The following is a 17,808-nucleotide window of genomic DNA, read 5'->3' as shown; positions in this document are numbered from 1 at the left end:
GCGGGCGGCTTCCTTCCGTTCAATTTTCCAATCGAACAAGGTTCATTGAATGATCACTCGCGCTGAATTGCTGGACATGCTTGCTTCGAACGCGCCGCAGGGTTTCGAGGCGCAAGCGCTGGGGCTGGTGCCGATCGTCGTCGAAACGAGCGGCCGCGGCGAGCGTTCGTACGATATCTATTCGCGTCTCCTGAAGGAGCGCCTGGTGTTCATGGTCGGCGAAGTGAACGACCAGACCGCCAACCTCGTGGTCGCGCAATTGCTGTTCCTCGAGAGCGAGAATCCCGACAAGGACATCAGCCTCTACATCAACAGCCCGGGCGGCTCGGTGTCGGCCGGCATGGCGATCTACGACACGATGCAGTTCATCAAGCCGGACGTGTCGACCCTGTGCATGGGCCTCGCGGCCAGCATGGGCGCGTTCCTGCTCGCGTCGGGTGCGAAGGGCAAGCGCTTCGCGCTGCCGAATTCGCGCGTGATGATTCACCAGCCGCTCGGCGGCGCGCGCGGCCAGGCATCCGACATCGAGATCCAGGCACGCGAGATCCTCTACCTGAAGGAGCGGTTGAACAACCTGCTCGCGCAGCACACGGGCCAGGACGTCGAGCGCATCGCGCGCGACACCGACCGTGATAACTTCATGTCGAGCGAGGACGCGAAGGCGTACGGGCTGATCGATCAGGTGCTGCTGAAGCGCCCGTGAGCTTAAACGGGGTGCCGCCCCGATTCGGGCCGGCGCCCTCAAACGTCCCGAGTGCCCTGAGCATCTGCGGCAAGCGCATCCAGCCGGCTCCGGTCGCGCCCTAGGCGCGGCGTCCGGAGCAATCGGCGTATCATGTCATCTACCTGTCCGGAGGCTCTACATTCATGGCGGACAAAAAAGGTTCGAACAGCGAAAAGCTGTTGTATTGCTCGTTTTGCGGAAAGAGCCAGCATGAGGTGAAAAAACTCATTGCGGGCCCGTCGGTGTTCATCTGCGATGAATGTATCGACCTCTGCAACGAAATCATTCGCGACGAGGCGGCTGCCGCCGGCGTCGAGGCCAGCCTGTCCCGGTCGGATCTGCCGAGCCCGCAGGAAATTCGCGACATCCTCGATCAGTACGTGATCGGCCAGGAGCGCGCGAAGAAAATCCTCGCGGTGGCCGTGTACAACCACTACAAGCGCCTGAAGCACCTCGACAAGAAGGACGACGTCGAGCTGTCGAAGAGCAACATCCTGCTGATCGGCCCGACGGGCTCCGGCAAGACGCTGCTCGCGCAGACGCTCGCGCGGTTGCTCAACGTGCCGTTCGTGATCGCCGACGCGACGACGCTGACCGAAGCCGGCTACGTCGGCGAGGACGTCGAGAACATCATCCAGAAGCTGTTGCAGAATTGCAACTACGAGGTCGACAAGGCCCAGCGCGGGATCGTCTACATCGACGAAATCGACAAGATCAGCCGCAAGTCGGACAACCCGTCCATCACGCGCGACGTGTCGGGCGAGGGCGTCCAGCAGGCGCTGCTGAAGCTCGTCGAGGGCACGATGGCGTCGGTGCCGCCGCAAGGCGGCCGCAAGCACCCGAACCAGGATTTCATCCAGGTCGACACGACCAACATCCTGTTCATCTGCGGCGGCGCGTTCGACGGTCTCGAAAAGGTGATCACCGATCGTACCGAGAAAACCGGCATCGGCTTCGGCGCGACGGTCAAGAGCAAGCAGGAGCGCGACGCGGGCGAGGTGCTGCGCGAAACGGAACCGGAAGACCTGATCAAATTCGGTCTGATCCCCGAATTGATCGGCCGCCTGCCGGTGGTCGCGACGCTCGGCAAGCTCGACGAAGCCGCGCTGATGAAGATCCTGGTCGAGCCGAAGAATGCGCTCGTCAAGCAGTATCACAAGCTGTTCGCAATGGAGCGCGTCGAGCTGGAAATCCGGCCGGGCGCGTTGCAGGCAGTCGCCCGCAAGGCGATCCGCCGCAAGACCGGCGCGCGCGGTTTGCGTTCGATCATCGAACAGGCGTTGCTCGACGTGATGTACGAGCTGCCGACGATGAAAGGGGTCAGCAAGGTCATCATCGACGAGAACGTCATCGATGGGGACGGCAAGCCCTTGCTGATCTACGAGGACACGCCGAAGGTGGCGGGTTCGAACTGACCGGCTTGCCGACGATGTTCATCGAAAAAGGCCGTTCATGAGTCCGTGGGCGGCTTTTTTTCGTTTATCTTGTGGGTAACTCTGACTCGACACGCGGTGGTTACTTTCTTACCGAATATTTCCCGCACTTGAAGGCTTGCAATTCGTTGTGGCGGCCTCAATTACCGAACAATTGATTCCACTCATGGGGAAATGAAATGTCAGGCACCCAACTTCTCCCGCCGGAACGCATCACGCTCCCGCTGCTGCCGCTGCGGGATGTCGTCGTTTTCCCGCACATGGTCATTCCGCTCTTCGTGGGCCGGCCGAAATCGATCAAGGCCCTCGAAGCAGCGATGGAAGGCGGCAAGCACATCATGCTCGTCGCCCAGAAAACCGCGGCCAAGGATGAACCGACCGAAAAGGACATGTACGAGGTCGGTTGTATTGCCAACATTCTGCAGATGCTGAAGCTGCCGGACGGCACCGTGAAGGTGCTCGTCGAAGGCCTGCAGCGCGCGAAGGCGTTGTCCATCGAGGAACAGGAGACGCAATTCTCCTGCGACGTGATGCCGCTCGAGCCCGATCACGCCGACAGCGCTGAAACGGAAGCGCTGCGCCGCGCGATCGTGTCGCAGTTCGACCAGTACGTGAAGCTGAACAAGAAGATCCCGCCGGAGATCCTCACGTCGCTGTCGGGCATCGACGAAGCGGGCCGTCTCGCCGACATGATCGCCGAGCGCCTGCCGCTCAAGCTCGACCAGAAGCAGCACATCCTCGAGATGTTCCCGGTCATCGAGCGCCTCGAGCATCTGCTCGCGCAGCTCGAAGCCGAGATCGACATCCTGCAGGTCGAAAAGCGCATCCGTGGGCGCGTGAAGCGCCAGATGGAAAAGAGCCAGCGCGAGTACTACCTGAACGAACAGGTCAAGGCGATCCAGAAGGAGCTGGGCGAGGGCGAGGAGGGCGCGGATCTCGAGGAACTCGAGAAGCGCATCAACGCCGCGCGCATGCCGAAGGAAGCCAAGAAGAAGGCCGACGCCGAGCTGAAGAAGCTGAAGCTGATGTCGCCGATGTCGGCGGAAGCGACCGTCGTGCGCAACTACATCGACACGCTGATCGGCCTGCCGTGGCGCAAGAAGAGCAAGGTCAACAACGACCTGTCGAACGCCGAGCAGGTACTCGACGAGGATCACTTCGGCCTCGAGAAGGTCAAGGAACGGATCCTCGAGTATCTCGCGGTGCAACAGCGCGTGGACAAGGTCAAGGCGCCGATCCTGTGCCTCGTCGGGCCCCCGGGCGTCGGCAAGACCTCGCTCGGCCAGTCGATCGCGCGTGCGACGAACCGCAAGTTCGTCCGGATGGCGCTCGGCGGCGTGCGTGACGAAGCCGAGATCCGCGGTCACCGCCGCACGTACATCGGCTCGATGCCGGGCAAGATCCTGCAAAGCCTCGCGAAGGTCGGCGTGCGCAATCCGCTCTTCCTGCTCGACGAAGTCGACAAGATGGGCATGGATTTCCGCGGCGATCCGTCGTCGGCGCTGCTCGAAGTGCTCGATCCGGAACAGAACCACACGTTCGCCGACCACTACATCGAAGTCGATTTCGATCTGTCGGACGTGATGTTCGTCGCGACGTCGAACTCGCTGAACATCCCGCCGCCGCTGCTCGACCGGATGGAAGTGATCCGTCTGTCGGGCTACACGGAAGACGAGAAGGTCAGCATCGCCCAGCGTTACCTGCTGCCGAAGCAGAAGAAGAACAACGGGCTGAAGGAAGGCGAGGTCGAGGTCACCGAACAGGCGATCCGCGACATCATCCGCTACTACACGCGCGAAGCCGGTGTGCGTTCGCTCGAGCGGGAAGTGTCGAAGATCTGCCGCAAGGTCGTGAAGATGCTGCTGCTGAAGAAGGCGTCGGGTGCGATCAAGGTCGATGGCGAGAACCTCGACACGTTCCTCGGCGTGCGCAAGTACGACTTCGGCCTCGCGGCGAAGGAAAACCAGGTCGGTCAGGTGACGGGCCTCGCGTGGACGGAAGTCGGCGGCGACCTGCTGACGATCGAAGCCGCGGTGATGCCGGGCAAGGGCAACGTGATTCGTACGGGCTCGCTCGGCGACGTGATGAAGGAGTCGGTCGAGGCTGCGCGTTCGGTCGTGCGCTCGCGTTCGCGGCGTCTCGGCATCAAGGACGAAGCGTTCGAGAAGCAGGACATCCACATCCACGTGCCGGAAGGCGCGACGCCGAAGGATGGTCCGTCCGCCGGCGGTGCGATGACGACCGCGCTGGTGTCGGTGCTGACGGGGATTCCCGTGCGGGCCGACGTCGCGATGACGGGCGAAATCACGTTGCGTGGCGAAGTGCTGCCGATCGGCGGGCTGAAGGAAAAGCTGCTGGCGGCGCATCGCGGCGGCATCAAGCTCGTGCTGATTCCGGAAGAGAACGTGAAGGATCTCGCGGACATTCCGGACAACGTGAAGAACGCGATCGAGATCGTGCCGGTCCGCTGGATCGACAAGGTGCTGGAGCTCGCGCTCGAGCGTTCGCCGACGCCGCTGCCGCCGGAAGAAGAAGCGAAGGCAGCGGCGCCGGTCGGTGAGGCGGCGAAGGATGCCGGCTCGACGGAAGTCGTCAAGCACTGAGACCCTGACGACCGTCGTTGTTGACGGTTGTTCACGAAACCCGCGGCGATGCCCGCGGGTTTTTTTATGCGCGTCGGCATCGGGCGAGCGCGGGCGTTAAAAAAATTCACGCACGGGCTTGGCAAAATGATCGGGGATGAATTAAACTTGCGGGCTCGCTGATTGTTGATGCGGAAACGCAGATCGCAGTCGGAACGAATCGGAAACGGGTGCTTAGCTCAGCTGGTAGAGCGGCGCCCTTACAAGGCGTAGGTCGGGGGTTCGAACCCCTCAGCACCCACCAGTTTCACGATTCAGCCAGACCAAGGAGCGGTAGTTCAGTCGGTTAGAATACCGGCCTGTCACGCCGGGGGTCGCGGGTTCGAGTCCCGTCCGCTCCGCCAAACAAACAACAATGCCCGCCTCGTGCGGGCATTGTTGTTTGTGCGTTGTGGTTTTGCGCCCGCTGGCGGGCGCGTGACTGTGGAGCGGAGGAAGCCGCCTGCGTTTTATCCCGTCCCACCCCGTATGTTGTAATATCGGACGTTTTGTCCAATTTTCCCGTCACGCATGCTCGATTTCTTCCGTAATCACCAGCGCCTGATGATGGCGCTCCTGCTCCTGATCGTGTTGCCGGGGCTGGGTTTCGTCGGGATCCAAGGCTTCCGCGGCTTCTTCGACGACAGTGCGAACGTCGCGGCGGTCAACGGACACAAGATCACGCGGGTCGAATTCGACGGCGCGTTCCGTCAGCAGATCGACCAGGCGCGCCAGGCGCTCGGCGGGCAGTTCGACATCAAGATGTTCGATACGCCCGAGCATCGCAAGCAGGTGCTCGACGGCCTGATCCAGCAACGCGTGCTGGCCGACGAGACGCAACGCCTGCACCTGACCGCCTCCGACAACGCCGTGCGCGATGCGCTGATGAGCGACCCGATGATCGCGTCGCTGAAGAAGCCCGACGGCACGATCGACGTCGAACGCTATGCGCAACTGCTGTCGTTCCAGGGGATGACGCCCGAGCAGTACCAGGAGCGCGTGCGCTACAGCCTCGCGCTGCAGCAGATTCCCGCAAGCATCGTGTCGAGCGCGTTCACGCCGAAGAGCCTCGCGCAACGCCTGTCCGAACTCGCCGCGCAACAGCGCGAAGTGCAGGCGCTCGTGCTGAAGACGAGCGACTTCGCAGCGAAGGTCCAGCCGACCGACGCGCAGCTCGCCGCGTACTACGACGCGCACAAGCAGAGCTTCGCGACGCCGGAAACCGCGACGATCCAGTACCTCGTCTATTCGCCGGCAGCGGCGGCCGCGAGCGCGCAGCCGACCGAGGCGGACATCAAGAAGTTCTACGACGACAACCCGACGCACTTCCGTACCGAAGCGCAGGTGCGCGTGAGCCACATCTTCATCGCCGCGCCGGGCAACGCGAGCGCGGCCGACAAGGCAGCCGCGAAGGCGAAGGCCGAGCAACTGCTCGCCGACGTGAAGGCGCATCCGGACCAGTTCGCGCAGATCGCGCAGAAGAACTCGCAGGACGCGCCGTCGGCGGCGAAGGGCGGCGACCTCGGCTTCATCACGCGCGGTTCGACCGCGGGCGGCAAGGCGTTCGACGATGCCGCGTTCTCGCTGAAGCAGGGCGAGGTCAGCGGTATCGTGCAGTCGGATCTCGGTTTCCACATCCTGAAGGCGACCGAAGTGAAGCCGGCCGTCGTCAAGCCGTTCGCGGAAGTGAGAGACCAGATCGCAGTCGACCTGAAGCAGCAGTACGCATCGAAGGCGTTCTCGGACAACGCGGAAGGCTTCACGTCGACCGTCTATGAAAAGGCGAAGACGCTGCAGCCGGCCGCGGACAAGTACAAGCTGACGATCCAGACGGCCACGGTCACGCCGACGCCGAATCCGCAACTGCCGCCGACGAGCCCGTTGAACAATCCGAAGTTCCTGGCCGCCGTGTTCGCGAACGACGCGGTGAAGAACCAGAACAACACGCAGGCGATCGACGTCGGCAACAACACGCTGATCTCGGCGCGCGTGACCGAGCACAAGCCGGCCGCGGTGCCCGCGCTCGACGCGATCAAGGATGTCGTGCGCCAGAAGGTCATCGCCGAGCAGGCCGCGGAACTCGCGAAGAAGGACGGTGCGGCGAAGCTGGCCGAACTGCAGAAGTCGAAGTCGACGGACGGCTTTACGGCCGCGCAGAAGGTGTCGCGCACGCAGTCGCAGGGCCTGACGCCGGCTGCGCTGAGCGCCGTCTACAAGGTCGATGCGAAGACGCTGCCGGCTTACGTCGGTGTCGACCTCGGCGCGGACGGCTATGCGATCTATCGCGTGAACGCGGTCATTCCGGGTTCGGCGGTCGATCCGCAGCAACTGGCGGCCGCGCAGCAGCAGATGGCCCAGGTCGACGCGCAAAGCGAAGGCGAGGCGTATCTCGCCGCGCTGCGCGATCGCTCGAAGGTGAAGCTGTACGGCAGCACGACGGCCAGCCAGCAGCAGGACGGCGACAACTGAGCGTCGTTTCGCCCGCAACCATCGAAAAGCCCCGCTCGAAGCGGGGCTTTTCGTTTTCCGGTGCGTCGGCTGCGGTCAGCCGCGCGGCTTGCCGAGCAGCGGCTTCAATGTCGGCCACACGTTGTCGAGCAGAATGCCCTGGGCCTGCTGCGCGGGATGCATCTGGTCGGCCTGGAACATCTCGGGCTTGTTCTCGATGCCGGCCAGCAGGAACGGCACGAGCGGCACGCCGAGGTCCTTCGACAGCCGCGTATAGAGCGCGTGGAACTTCTGCGTGTAGTCGGGGCCGTAATTGGGCGGCACGTACATGCCGACCAGCACGACCTTTGCCTGCGCACGCCGTGCGCCGGCGATGATGTCGCGCAGGTTCTGCTCGGTCGTCGCGAGCGGCACGCCGCGCAGCGCGTCGTTCGAACCGAGTTCGACGACGACGATCGACGGCTTGAGCCGCTGCAGCACCGCCGGCAGCCGCGCACGGCCGCCGCTCGTGGTGTCGCCGCTGACGCTGGCGTTCGCGACGCTATAATCGATTCGCTCGGTGGCGAGCCGTTGCCGCAGCAGCGCCACCCAGCCAGTGTCGCGCGGCAATCCGTATTCGGCCGACAGGCTGTCGCCGAGCACGACGATCACGGGCGGGCTCGATGCCGGCGCCGTCGCGGCGCGTGCGGGTACGGTGACGGCCAGCAGCGTGCCCAGCAGCGCGGCGGCCGTCGCGCGTCTTTTCCAGCGAAATGTCGTGTCCATGTTCAAGATTACCGATCCGATCATCGAAGTCCATGACGTGTGCAAGCGGGTTGCCGATGCAACGGGCGAGCTGACGATCCTCGACGGCATCACGCTCGCCGTGCAGCCGGGCAGCAGCCTCGCGATCGTCGGTGCGTCGGGCTCGGGCAAATCGACGCTGCTCGGCCTGCTCGCGGGGTTGGACAGCGCGACGAGCGGCACGGTTCGCCTGCTCGGCCGCGCGCTCGACCCGCTGGACGAGGACGAACGCGCGGCGCTGCGCAACGGCGCGGTCGGATTCGTGTTCCAGTCGTTCCAGTTGATGCCGCACCTGACGGCGCTCGAGAACGTGATGCTGCCGCTCGAACTGCAGGGCGGCATCAGCGCGCGCGACGCGGCCGACCGCGCCCGCGCGCTGCTCGTGCAGGTCGGTCTCGGCGAACGCACCGCGCATTATCCGAAGCTGCTGTCGGGCGGCGAACAGCAGCGCGTCGCGCTCGCCCGCGCGTTCGTCACGCGCCCGGCGATCCTGTTCGCCGACGAGCCGACCGGCAGCCTCGACGCGGCCACCGGCCACGCGGTCATCGACCTGATGTTCGAGCTGAACCGCGCGCATGGCGCGACGCTCGTGCTCGTCACGCACGATACCGAACTCGCGCGCCGCTGCGCGACGACAGTCACCATCGACGCCGGGCGCATCGTCGCGCCGCACACAATCGCTCCGCGTGACGCGTGAATATCCGTTCCGGCCGCGCATGGTGAATTGCGCGGCCGGCACGGTTGCGACGCCGTCGCGTCAGTCCTTTTTCAACGCTTGAGCGCCGCACGGGCGCGCTCGATCAACGCCGTGGTCGACGAGTCGTGCTTCGCCGGATCGACCGATTCGGCCGACAGGTCGGCTTCGACGACCTTGCCGAGAATCTTGCCGAGCTCGACGCCCCACTGGTCGAACGGATTGATGTCCCACACCGTCGCCTGCACGAGCACCTTGTGCTCGTAAAGCGCGATCAGCGCGCCGAGCGTGCGCGGCGTCAGCGCATCGACGAGCAGCGTCGTGGTCGGGCGGTTGCCGGGGAACGTCAGGTGCGGCGCGAGCGCTTCCTTGCCCGGCCCGGCCACCTTGCGCGCTTCTTCGAGCGTGCGGCCGAGCATCAGCGCCTCGCTCTGCGCGAAGCAGTTCGCGAGCAGTTTCGGATGATGGCTCGCCAGCGGATGCTCGGGCGTCAGCACCGCGATGAAATCGATCGGCACGATCGTCGGCCCCTGGTGCAGCATCTGGAAGAATGCATGCTGGCCGTTGGTGCCCGGCTCGCCCCACGTGACGGCCGACGTCGGGTAGTCGACGAAGGTGCCGTCCAGGCGCGCGGATTTGCCGTTGCTCTCCATTTCGAGCTGCTGCAGGTACGACGGCAGGTAGTGCAGCGCTTCCGAATACGGCGCGACGAGATAGCTCTGCGAGCCGAAGAAATTCCGGTACCAGATGCCGATCAGGCCGAGCAGCACCGGCAGGTTGCGCTCGAGCGGCGCTTCGCGGAAGTGGCGGTCCATGTCGTTCGCGCCGGCCAGCAGCTCGTCGAACCGTTCGGGGCCGACCGCGATCATGATCGACAGGCCGACCGCCGACCACAGCGAATAGCGGCCGCCGACCCAGTCCCACATTTCGAACACGTTGTCCGCGGCGATGCCGAACTTCACGACTTCGGCCGGGTTCGCCGACACGCCGACGAAGTGTTTCGCGAGCGCGTCCTCGGGGCAGCCGCGCGCGACGAACCAGTCGCGCAGCGAGCGTGCGTTGGTCATCGTCTCGAGCGTCGTAAACGTTTTCGACACGATGATCGCGAGCGTTTCCTCGGGATCGACCTGTTCGAGCACGCGCGCGAGATCGGCACCGTCGACGTTCGACACGAAGTGGGTCGAGATCTCGGGCGTCGCGACGTGGTGCAGCGCATGCACGACCATCTTCGGCCCGAGATCGGAACCGCCGATGCCGATATTGATCACGTGGCGAATACGCTTGCCCGTATAGCCCGTCCACGTGCCGCCGCGCACGGCGCGCGCGAACGTCGCCATCTTCGCGCGCTCGGCACTCACCTGCGCGTGAAACGGCGCCTGCGGGTCGGTCGCCCGCAGCGCGGTGTGGAGTGCGGCGCGGCCTTCGGTCGGGTTGACGATCTCGCCCGCGAACATCGCGTCGCGGCGCGCTTCGACGCCCGCGTCGCGCGCGAGCTGCACCAGCAGGCGTACCGTTTCGTCGTCGATACGGTTCTTCGAGAAATCGGCCGCGAGACCGCCGCCGGCAATCGTGAAGCGCTCGGCGCGGGTGGGCGTGCGGTCGTTTTCCGGCGCGAACCAGTCGCGCAGCCGCGCGTGGCGGATCTGTTCGAAGTGGGATTGAAGGGCAGTCCAGGCGGGGAGCGATTTCAGCGTCATGGCGGTTCGAGTGAAGCGTGAATCGGGAGGAATGCCGCGCCGGCTCATCGGGATCGGAAAGCCGGCGGACGAGAAGGCCCGCCGTGCGGCGGGGCAGTCAGTATAGCGGCGTTACGTGTCGGCGCGCGGCGACGGATAAAAAAGGCGATTGATCAGCGTGCGCACCATCGGCGCGAGCTCGCCCGCGGTCAGCCCGGCCGGGCCGGTGCCGTTCGCGGTCAGCGTGTCGGCCGCGAGGCCGTGCAGGTAGACGCCGGCCAGCGCGGCCTCGTACGGCGCGACCCGCTGCGCGAGCAGCGCTCCGATCAGGCCGCCGAGCACGTCGCCGGTGCCGCCGGTGGCGAGCGCCGCGTTGCCGGTCGGATTGATCGTCACGCGGCCGTCGGGCGCCGCAATCACCGTGCCCGAGCCTTTCAGCACGGCGATGGCCGCGTAACGGGCGGCGAGCGCCTGTGCGGCCGCGACGCGATCGCGTTGCACGGCGGCGGTGTCGCTGCCGAGCAGGCGTGCGGCTTCGAGCGGATGCGGCGTCAGCACGCATGGATTGCCGCGCGCGCCGCGCGTGGCGACGGCGGCCGCGAGGTCCGCGTGCGTCGCGACGAGATTCAGTGCGTCGGCATCGAGCAGCGTCGCGGTGTCGTGCGCGAGCACGTCGCGCACGAGCGTCGCCGCGGCCTCGCGCGTGCCGAGCCCGCAACCGGCCGCGATCGCGGACATCGCGCCGAGGTCGAGGGTGTCGGCCGGATGCAGCATCAGTTCGGGAAAGGGCGGATCGTACGGCGGCGCACCCGCGCCAAGGAAGCCGACGTGCACCTTGCCGGCGCCGGCGAACAGCGCGGCGCGGGCGGCGAGGATCGGCGCGCCGCACATGCCCGTGTCGCCGCCGAGCACCGCGAGGCTGCCGTACGTGCCCTTGTGGGATGCGAACGCGCGCACGGGCAGCGCCGCGGCGAACCGCGCGGCTGCGTTCAGCACGATGGCCGGCGCGGCCGGCGGCGCGACGTCGAGCGACGCGACGTGGATTTCACCGGCGAGGTCGCGGCCGTCGCCCGTGTAGAGGCCGGGCTTCGCGCCAATGAAGGTGAGCGTGTGGGTGGCCGCGACGGCGACGCCCGCGCCGACGATCCGGCCCGTGTCGCTGTCGAGCCCGCTCGGCACGTCGAGCGCGAGCACGCGGCCGCCGCCGCGCGCATGGGCGGCGATGCGCGCGGCCTGCTCGGCGAACGGGCCGTCGAGCGCGCGGCCGAGACCGATGCCGAACAGCCCGTCGACGACCCACGCGTAGCTATCCAGCGACGCGGGCGCGGTGGCCGACAACGGCACGCCGGCCGAGCGCGCGAGATCGAGCGCCCATTGCGCGTCGTCCGGCTTGACCGGCACCGGCATCCACGCATGCGTCGCGACGCCGAGCTGCTGGAGCTGCGCGGCGGCCACCAGTGCGTCGCCGCCGTTGTTGCCGGGGCCGACCGCGAACCAGACGGGGCGTTCGTCGCCGGCCATGCGCTCGGACAGCCAGTGTGCGGCGGCGGTGCCGGCGCGGCCCATCAGCGTGTGCGGCGGCAGCGCGGCGGTGGCGTCGGCTTCGGCAGCGCGCAGGTCGGCGACGCGCAGCAGCGCGATCGGATCGGAATCGGGAAGCGGGTGGGTAGCGGTCATCGCGGGATCGTGGCGGCTGGCAAGGATGCCGCCACGGGACGGCCCGCGGCGGTCAGGTCGTGAAGCGGCCGGCGCTCAGCGCGGCGAGCGTGTCGGCGGGCCAGTGCTGGACGTTGCCGCCCAGATAGTCGGCCACCACTTTAGCAGACCCGCACGCGAGCCCCCAGCCGGCCGGGCCATGGCCGAAATTGACGAACACGCGCGGATGCGGGGTCGGACCCACGACGGGCAGCCCGTCCGGCGACAGCAGTTGCATGCCTTGCCACGACAGCGCGGCCGAAATCCGCGCCGCGCCGGGTACCCAATCGTGGACGGCCTGGCCGAGCAGTGCGAGCGCGGCCTCGGACAGCGGCTCGGCGAGCGGCTTCGCGGTATCGGCGAGACTCTGCAGCACGGCGCCGCCGCCGATGCGCAGCCGCTGGTGGGTGCGCGTGATCGAGATCCGCTTGATCGAATCGACGACGCTCAGGTGTGGCGCATGCTCTTCGTATGCAACCGGCGCGGTGAGCGTGTGGGTGCGCACCGGGTGCAGCGGCAGGCGCCAGCCGAGCCGTTCGAGCAGTGCGAGGCTGCCGGCGCCGGCAGCGACCACGATCGCGTCGGCGGACATCACGTCGACCTCGCGCGCCTTCGCCGGGTTTCCATTGCCCGGCGGCACGAGTTCGACCGCGGCGCGGCCGTTGTCGACGCGGATCGCGGCGACATCCGCGCCGAAGCGGAACTGCACGCCGTGCTCGTCGAGCGTCTGCTTGACCAGTTTCGCGAACAGCGGGCAGTTGCCGGTGCGCTCGGTTTCGAGCAGCACGCCGCCCGCAAAGCCGGGTTCGGCCGGCACCGACGGCTCCAGCGCCGTGCATGCGTCGGCGGTGAGCGTGCGGTACGGCTGGTCGAGCGTGCGCAGCAGGTCGAGCGCGGGTTGCAGCGCGTCCCAGTCGCGCGGATCGCGCACGACGTGCAGGATGCCCGGCTTCTGCTCGAATTCGAGCTCGAGGCGCGCCTCGATATCGGCGAGCGTGTCGCGCGACACGTCGATCAGCGGGCGCAGCCGCGCGTACTGCGCGGCGAACGCGTCGGGCTCGCGCAGCGCGCCGAGCTGCTTGACGAAGCGGCGCACGCCGCCGTTCAAGCCCGGTTTGTAGACGATGCCGCTGTCGCGCGGCTGGCGCTGGCGCATGAAAGTCGGACCGAACCAGACGTCGAGGGGGCTCGGCAGCAGCGCGCCGCCGTCGCCGTAGGTCGCGCCTTGCGCGACGGTCGCGTGGCGTTCGACCACGCACACGCGATGGCCGGCCGCGCGCAGCTGGTAGGCGGTGGCGACGCCGCTGATCCCGCCGCCGATGACGATCACATCCATGGATTGCTTCGATGACGGGCGGCGCGCACGCCGCCCGGTGAGAATTCGCTGAGGGCCCGGGCCCGGTGAACCCGGAATGATAGCGCCAAAAGTGCGCGAGCCGGCGCCGGCCGAGCATGGGTCGTGCGGGCGCGCCACGACGGCGCGGCGCACGGGCTGCTCGGGCCGGCCCGGCGGGCGGCCGTGCGCGCCCCGCGCGCGGGCACCGGTGCGGTGCATGAGGCGCACCGATCGGCCGGTCTGGGACGCCCGACTTCCGGGTATAATTACGGCCTTCCTTTCGCCCCACGTCGCCACCTCGCGCGACTCATCGACGTCAGTCCAGCCCATGGCTCACTTCTCGTGTTTTCCCGGCGCTTCGGCCCTCTCCGATTTCCGTCAAACCCGTCTGCTCGACACGCTCAGGCAAATCGACGCCAACATCGTCGCGGTGCGCGGCCAGTTCCTGCACTTCGTCAATGCGGCCGAGCCGCTGTCGGCCGACGACAGCGCGCGCATCGACGCGCTGATGCACTACGGCGAGCCGTTCCAGCCGGCGGGCGAGAAGGGCGCGACCGAGACCTTCGTCGTGCTGCCGCGCTTCGGCACGGTCTCGCCGTGGGCGAGCAAGGCGACCGACATCGCGCAGCACTGCGGCCTCACGCACGTGCGCCGCATCGAGCGCGGCGTCGAATTCACGGTCACGCTGAAGTCGGGCCTGCTCGGCGGCAAGAAGGCGCTGTCGGACGACGCCCGTGCGGCCGTCGCGGCCGCGCTGCACGACCGGATGACCGAAAGCGTGGTCGCGGCTCGCGACGACGCGAAGCATCTGTTCGACGAGCTGCCGGCCAAGCCGCTGTCGACCGTCGACGTGCTGGGTGTCGGCCGCGCCGCGCTCGAGCAGGCGAACGTCGAGCTGGGCCTCGCGCTCGCCGACGACGAGATCGACTACCTGGTCGACGCGTTCCGCAAGCTCGAACGCAATCCGACCGACGTCGAGCTGATGATGTTCGCGCAGGCGAACAGCGAACACTGCCGCCACAAGATCTTCAACGCGCAGTGGACGATCGACGGGCAAGCGCAGGACATGTCGCTGTTCGCGATGATCCGCAACACCGAGAAGCTGAGCCCGCAGGGCACGATCGTCGCGTATTCGGACAACTCGTCGATCATGGTCGGCGCCGAAGCCGAGCGCTGGTTCCCGCGCAAGTCGGGTGCCGCGGGCGAGCCGGGTGAACGTTATGGTCGCCACACCGAGCTCACGCACACGCTGATGAAGGTCGAGACGCACAACCACCCGACGGCGATCTCGCCGTTCCCGGGGGCGGCGACCGGCGCGGGCGGCGAGATCCGCGACGAAGGCGCGACGGGCCGCGGCGCGCGTCCGAAGGCCGGCCTCACGGGCTTCACCGTGTCGAACCTCGACCTGCCGGACGCCCGCCGGTCGTGGGAAAACGATCGCGACGCCGCGCAGCCGATGGCCGAGCGCAACCCGAACGAAGCGCACGGCCCGTACGGCCGTCCGGACCGCATCGCGTCGCCGCTGCAGATCATGATCGACGGCCCGCTCGGCGGCGCCGCATTCAACAACGAATTCGGCCGTCCGAACCTCGGCGGCTACTTCCGCGTGTACGAACAGAACGTCGGCGGCACGGTGCGCGGCTATCACAAGCCGATCATGATCGCGGGCGGCCTCGGCAACATCGCGGATCAGCACACGCACAAGCACGACGTGCCGGCGGGCTCGCTGCTGATCCAGATCGGCGGCCCCGGCATGCGGATCGGCATGGGCGGCGGCGCCGCGAGCTCGATGGCGACCGGCGCGAACACGGCCGAGCTCGACTTCGACTCGGTGCAGCGCGGCAACCCGGAAATCGAGCGTCGCGCGCAGGAAGTGATCAACGGCTGCTGGCAGCTCGGCGCGGAAAACCCGATCCTGAGCATCCACGACGTCGGCGCGGGCGGCCTGTCGAACGCGTTCCCCGAAATCGTCGACGGCGCGGGCAAGGGCGCGCGCTTCGAGCTGCGCAAGGTCGCACTCGAGGAATCGGGCCTGTCGCCGCGCGAAATCTGGTCGAACGAGGCGCAGGAGCGCTACGTGCTGGCGATCGCGCCGGCCGACCTGCCGCGCTTCGAGGCGATCTGCGCGCGCGAGCGTTGCCCGTTCGCGGTGGTCGGTGTCGCGACCGACGAGCGCCAGCTGAAGCTCGTCGACGACGAAGCGACGGGCGCCGGCGAATACCCGGTCGACATGCCGATGGAAGTGCTGCTCGGCAAGCCGCCGCGCATGCACCGCGACGTCGTGCGCGTGAAGACCGAGCGCGCGCCGGTCGACGTGACGGGCATCGCGCTGTCGGAAGTCGCACTCGACGTGCTGAAGCACCCGACGGTCGGCAGCAAGTCGTTCCTGATCACGATCGGCGACCGTTCGGTCGGCGGGACGTCGGTGCGCGACCAGATGGTCGGCCCGTGGCAGGTGCCGGTGGCCGACTGCGCGATCACCGCGCTCGACTACGCCGGCTTCAGGGGCGAGGCGATGACGATGGCCGAGCGTACGCCGCTCGCGGTCATCGATGCGCCGGCATCGGGCCGCATGGCGGTCGGCGAAGCGATCACGAACATCGCGAGCGCGCCGATCGCGTCGCTCGACAAGCTGAAGCTGTCGGCGAACTGGATGGCCGCGTGCGGCACGGCTGGCGAAGACGCCGCGCTGTTCGACACGGTCAAGGCGATCGGCATGGAGCTGTGCCCGGCACTCGGGATCGGCATCCCGGTCGGCAAGGACTCGCTGTCGATGAAGACGAAGTGGGACGAGCAGGGCGTCGCGAAGGAAGTCGTGTCGCCGGTGTCGCTGATCATCTCCGCGTTCGCACCGGTCGAGGACGTGCGCCGCCATCTCACGCCGCAACTGCGCCGCGTGGCGGATGCGGGCGACAGCGTGCTGATCGCGATCGACCTCGGCCGCGGCAAGAACCGGATGGGCGGCAGCATCTTCGCGCAGGTCACGCAGCAGGTTGGCGACACGACGCCGGACGTCGACGACGCGGAAGACCTGAAGCGCTTCTTCAACGCGATCCAGTCGCTCAATGCGCGAGATTTGCTGCTCGCGTACCACGACCGCTCGGACGGCGGCCTGTGGGCGACCGTGTGCGAAATGGCGTTCGCGGGCCACGCGGGCGTGTCGCTGAACGTCGACATGCTGACGCTCGACCCGAACCACGAATCCGACTACGGCGACGCGAAGGACTGGGCGAAGCAGACGAGCGGCCGTCGCGACGACCGCACGCTGCGCGCGCTGTTCTCCGAAGAACTCGGCGCCGTCGTGCAGGTGCGCGCGTCCGACCGCGACGCGGTGCTCGGCGCGCTGCGCGAGTTCGGCCTGTCGACGTGCTCGCACGTGATCGGCTCGGTCAACGACCGTGACGTGATCGAGGTGTACCGCGATGCGAAGAAGATCTTCGACGCGCCGCGGACCGAACTCCATCGCGCATGGAGCGAAGTAAGCTGGCGCATCGCACGCCTGCGCGACAACCCCGCCTGTGCGGATGCCGAATACGACGCGCTGCTCGACGCGGCCGATCCGGGCATCTCGCCGGTGCTGACGTTCGATCCGGCCGAGGACATCGCCGCGCCGTTCATCGCGACGGGCGCTCGGCCGCGCGTCGCGATCCTGCGCGAGCAGGGCGTGAACTCGCATCTGGAAACGGCGTACGCGTTCGACCGCGCAGGCTTCGATGCGCACGACGTGCACATGAGCGACCTGCTCGCGGGCCGCGCGACGCTGGCCGATTTCGCGGGTGCGGTCGCATGCGGCGGCTTCTCGTACGGCGACGTGCTGGGCGCCGGCGAAGGCTGGGCGAAGACGATCCGGTTCAACGCGAACCTCGCCGACATGTTCTCGGCGTTCTTCGCGCGTCCCGATACGTTCGCACTCGGCATCTGCAACGGCTGCCAGATGCTGTCGAGCATCGCGTCGATGATCCCGGGCGCGGAGGCGTGGCCGAAGTTCACGCGCAACAAGTCCGAGCAGTTCGAGGCACGCTTCTCGTTCGTCGAAGTGGAGAAGTCGCCGTCGATCTTCTTCGCGGGGATGGAAGGCTCGCGGATTCCGGTCGCGGTCGCGCACGGCGAAGGCTATGCGAACTTCTCGCAGCAGGGCGACATCGAGCGCGTCGCGGTCGCGATGCGTTACGTCGACCACCGCGGCGAAGCGACCGAGCGCTATCCGTTCAACCCGAACGGCTCGCCCGCCGGCATCACGTCGGTCACGACGGCCGACGGCCGCTTCTCGGTGCTGATGCCGCACATGGAGCGCGTGCATCGCACGGTCACGATGAGCTGGCACCCGGAAGGCTGGGGTGAGGCGAGCCCGTGGATGCGTGTGTTCCGCAACGCACGCCGCTGGATCGGCTGATCCGG

At 67.3% G+C, this 17,808-nt stretch carries 10 protein-coding genes and 2 tRNA genes; 8 read left to right on the top strand and 4 right to left on the bottom strand.

The window, feature by feature from the left end; genetic code table 11:
• Window positions 1-49: 49 nt before the first annotated feature.
• From clpP to LGM42_RS07550, 6 genes are all read left to right on the top strand, one after another.
• Window positions 50-703 carry an ATP-dependent Clp endopeptidase proteolytic subunit ClpP gene (gene clpP / locus LGM42_RS07575; protein WP_006496351.1) on the top strand — a complete coding sequence of 218 codons (654 nt, stop codon included), beginning with the start codon at window positions 50-52 and terminating at the stop codon, window positions 701-703.
• A gap of 164 nt (window positions 704-867) precedes the next feature.
• A complete protein-coding gene (gene clpX / locus LGM42_RS07570) occupies window positions 868-2,139 on the top strand; it encodes an ATP-dependent Clp protease ATP-binding subunit ClpX (protein ID WP_006489345.1) in 1,272 nt (423 codons plus the stop codon).
• A 197-nt stretch (window positions 2,140-2,336) separates the two neighbouring features.
• Window positions 2,337-4,760: an endopeptidase La gene (lon, locus tag LGM42_RS07565; RefSeq protein ID WP_059585180.1), complete on the top strand. Its 2,424-nt coding sequence runs from the start codon at window positions 2,337-2,339 to the stop codon at window positions 4,758-4,760.
• A gap of 207 nt (window positions 4,761-4,967) precedes the next feature.
• Window positions 4,968-5,043: transfer RNA gene (locus tag LGM42_RS07560), tRNA-Val, on the top strand.
• 23 nt (window positions 5,044-5,066) lie between these two features.
• Window positions 5,067-5,143 (top strand) — tRNA-Asp (locus LGM42_RS07555).
• A gap of 166 nt (window positions 5,144-5,309) precedes the next feature.
• Window positions 5,310-7,247 (top strand): SurA N-terminal domain-containing protein, encoded by a 1,938-nt coding sequence (locus LGM42_RS07550; RefSeq protein WP_060316596.1) that lies wholly within the window; start codon window positions 5,310-5,312, stop codon window positions 7,245-7,247.
• Window positions 7,248-7,322: 75 nt separating this feature from the next.
• Here LGM42_RS07550 and LGM42_RS07545 read toward each other — a convergent pair whose 3' ends face one another.
• Window positions 7,323-7,991 (bottom strand): arylesterase, encoded by a 669-nt coding sequence (locus tag LGM42_RS07545; protein WP_060316593.1) that lies wholly within the window; start codon window positions 7,989-7,991, stop codon window positions 7,323-7,325.
• Between LGM42_RS07545 and LGM42_RS07540 the strand changes: the two genes are divergently transcribed.
• A complete protein-coding gene (locus tag LGM42_RS07540; RefSeq protein WP_226231923.1) occupies window positions 7,990-8,706 on the top strand; it encodes an ABC transporter ATP-binding protein in 717 nt (238 codons plus the stop codon). The two genes, LGM42_RS07545 and LGM42_RS07540, sit on opposite strands and share 2 nt — an antisense overlap.
• A 71-nt stretch (window positions 8,707-8,777) precedes the next feature.
• On the opposite strand, the gene pgi is transcribed toward LGM42_RS07540, so the two are convergent.
• The 3 genes from pgi to LGM42_RS07525 form a co-directional block, all read right to left on the bottom strand.
• A complete protein-coding gene (pgi, locus tag LGM42_RS07535) occupies window positions 8,778-10,400 on the bottom strand; it encodes a glucose-6-phosphate isomerase (protein ID WP_226231922.1) in 1,623 nt (540 codons plus the stop codon).
• Between the two features lie 111 nt (window positions 10,401-10,511).
• The gene (locus LGM42_RS07530; RefSeq protein ID WP_226231921.1) at window positions 10,512-12,056 is read right to left on the bottom strand and encodes an NAD(P)H-hydrate dehydratase; all 1,545 of its coding nucleotides are present in this window, start codon (window positions 12,054-12,056) and stop codon (window positions 10,512-10,514) included.
• A 52-nt stretch (window positions 12,057-12,108) separates the two neighbouring features.
• A complete protein-coding gene (locus tag LGM42_RS07525) occupies window positions 12,109-13,410 on the bottom strand; it encodes an FAD-dependent oxidoreductase (RefSeq protein WP_226231920.1) in 1,302 nt (433 codons plus the stop codon).
• 328 nt (window positions 13,411-13,738) lie between these two features.
• Here LGM42_RS07525 and purL point away from each other — a divergent pair, with 328 nt between their 5' ends.
• The gene (gene purL / locus LGM42_RS07520; protein ID WP_226231919.1) at window positions 13,739-17,803 is read left to right on the top strand and encodes a phosphoribosylformylglycinamidine synthase; all 4,065 of its coding nucleotides are present in this window, start codon (window positions 13,739-13,741) and stop codon (window positions 17,801-17,803) included.
• Window positions 17,804-17,808 lie beyond the last annotated feature (5 nt).

This window comes from Burkholderia sp. AU39826 (genome assembly GCF_020419965.1).
GTDB lineage: Bacteria > Pseudomonadota > Gammaproteobacteria > Burkholderiales > Burkholderiaceae > Burkholderia > Burkholderia semiarida.
Note: the sequence above shows the minus strand (reverse complement) of the source record. Positions and strands in the feature narration are given on the sequence as shown.

Coding starts and splice junctions, on each gene's coding strand:
- clpP (WP_006496351.1), top strand. CDS start 50: ATGATCACTCGCGCTGAATTGCTGGACATGCTTGCTTCGAACGCGCCG.
- clpX (WP_006489345.1), top strand. CDS start 868: ATGGCGGACAAAAAAGGTTCGAACAGCGAAAAGCTGTTGTATTGCTCG.
- lon (WP_059585180.1), top strand. CDS start 2,337: ATGTCAGGCACCCAACTTCTCCCGCCGGAACGCATCACGCTCCCGCTG.
- LGM42_RS07550 (WP_060316596.1), top strand. CDS start 5,310: ATGCTCGATTTCTTCCGTAATCACCAGCGCCTGATGATGGCGCTCCTG.
- LGM42_RS07540 (WP_226231923.1), top strand. CDS start 7,990: ATGTTCAAGATTACCGATCCGATCATCGAAGTCCATGACGTGTGCAAG.
- LGM42_RS07545 (WP_060316593.1), bottom strand. CDS start 7,991: ATGGACACGACATTTCGCTGGAAAAGACGCGCGACGGCCGCCGCGCTG.
- pgi (WP_226231922.1), bottom strand. CDS start 10,400: ATGACGCTGAAATCGCTCCCCGCCTGGACTGCCCTTCAATCCCACTTC.
- LGM42_RS07530 (WP_226231921.1), bottom strand. CDS start 12,056: ATGACCGCTACCCACCCGCTTCCCGATTCCGATCCGATCGCGCTGCTG.
- LGM42_RS07525 (WP_226231920.1), bottom strand. CDS start 13,410: ATGGATGTGATCGTCATCGGCGGCGGGATCAGCGGCGTCGCCACCGCC.
- purL (WP_226231919.1), top strand. CDS start 13,739: ATGGCTCACTTCTCGTGTTTTCCCGGCGCTTCGGCCCTCTCCGATTTC.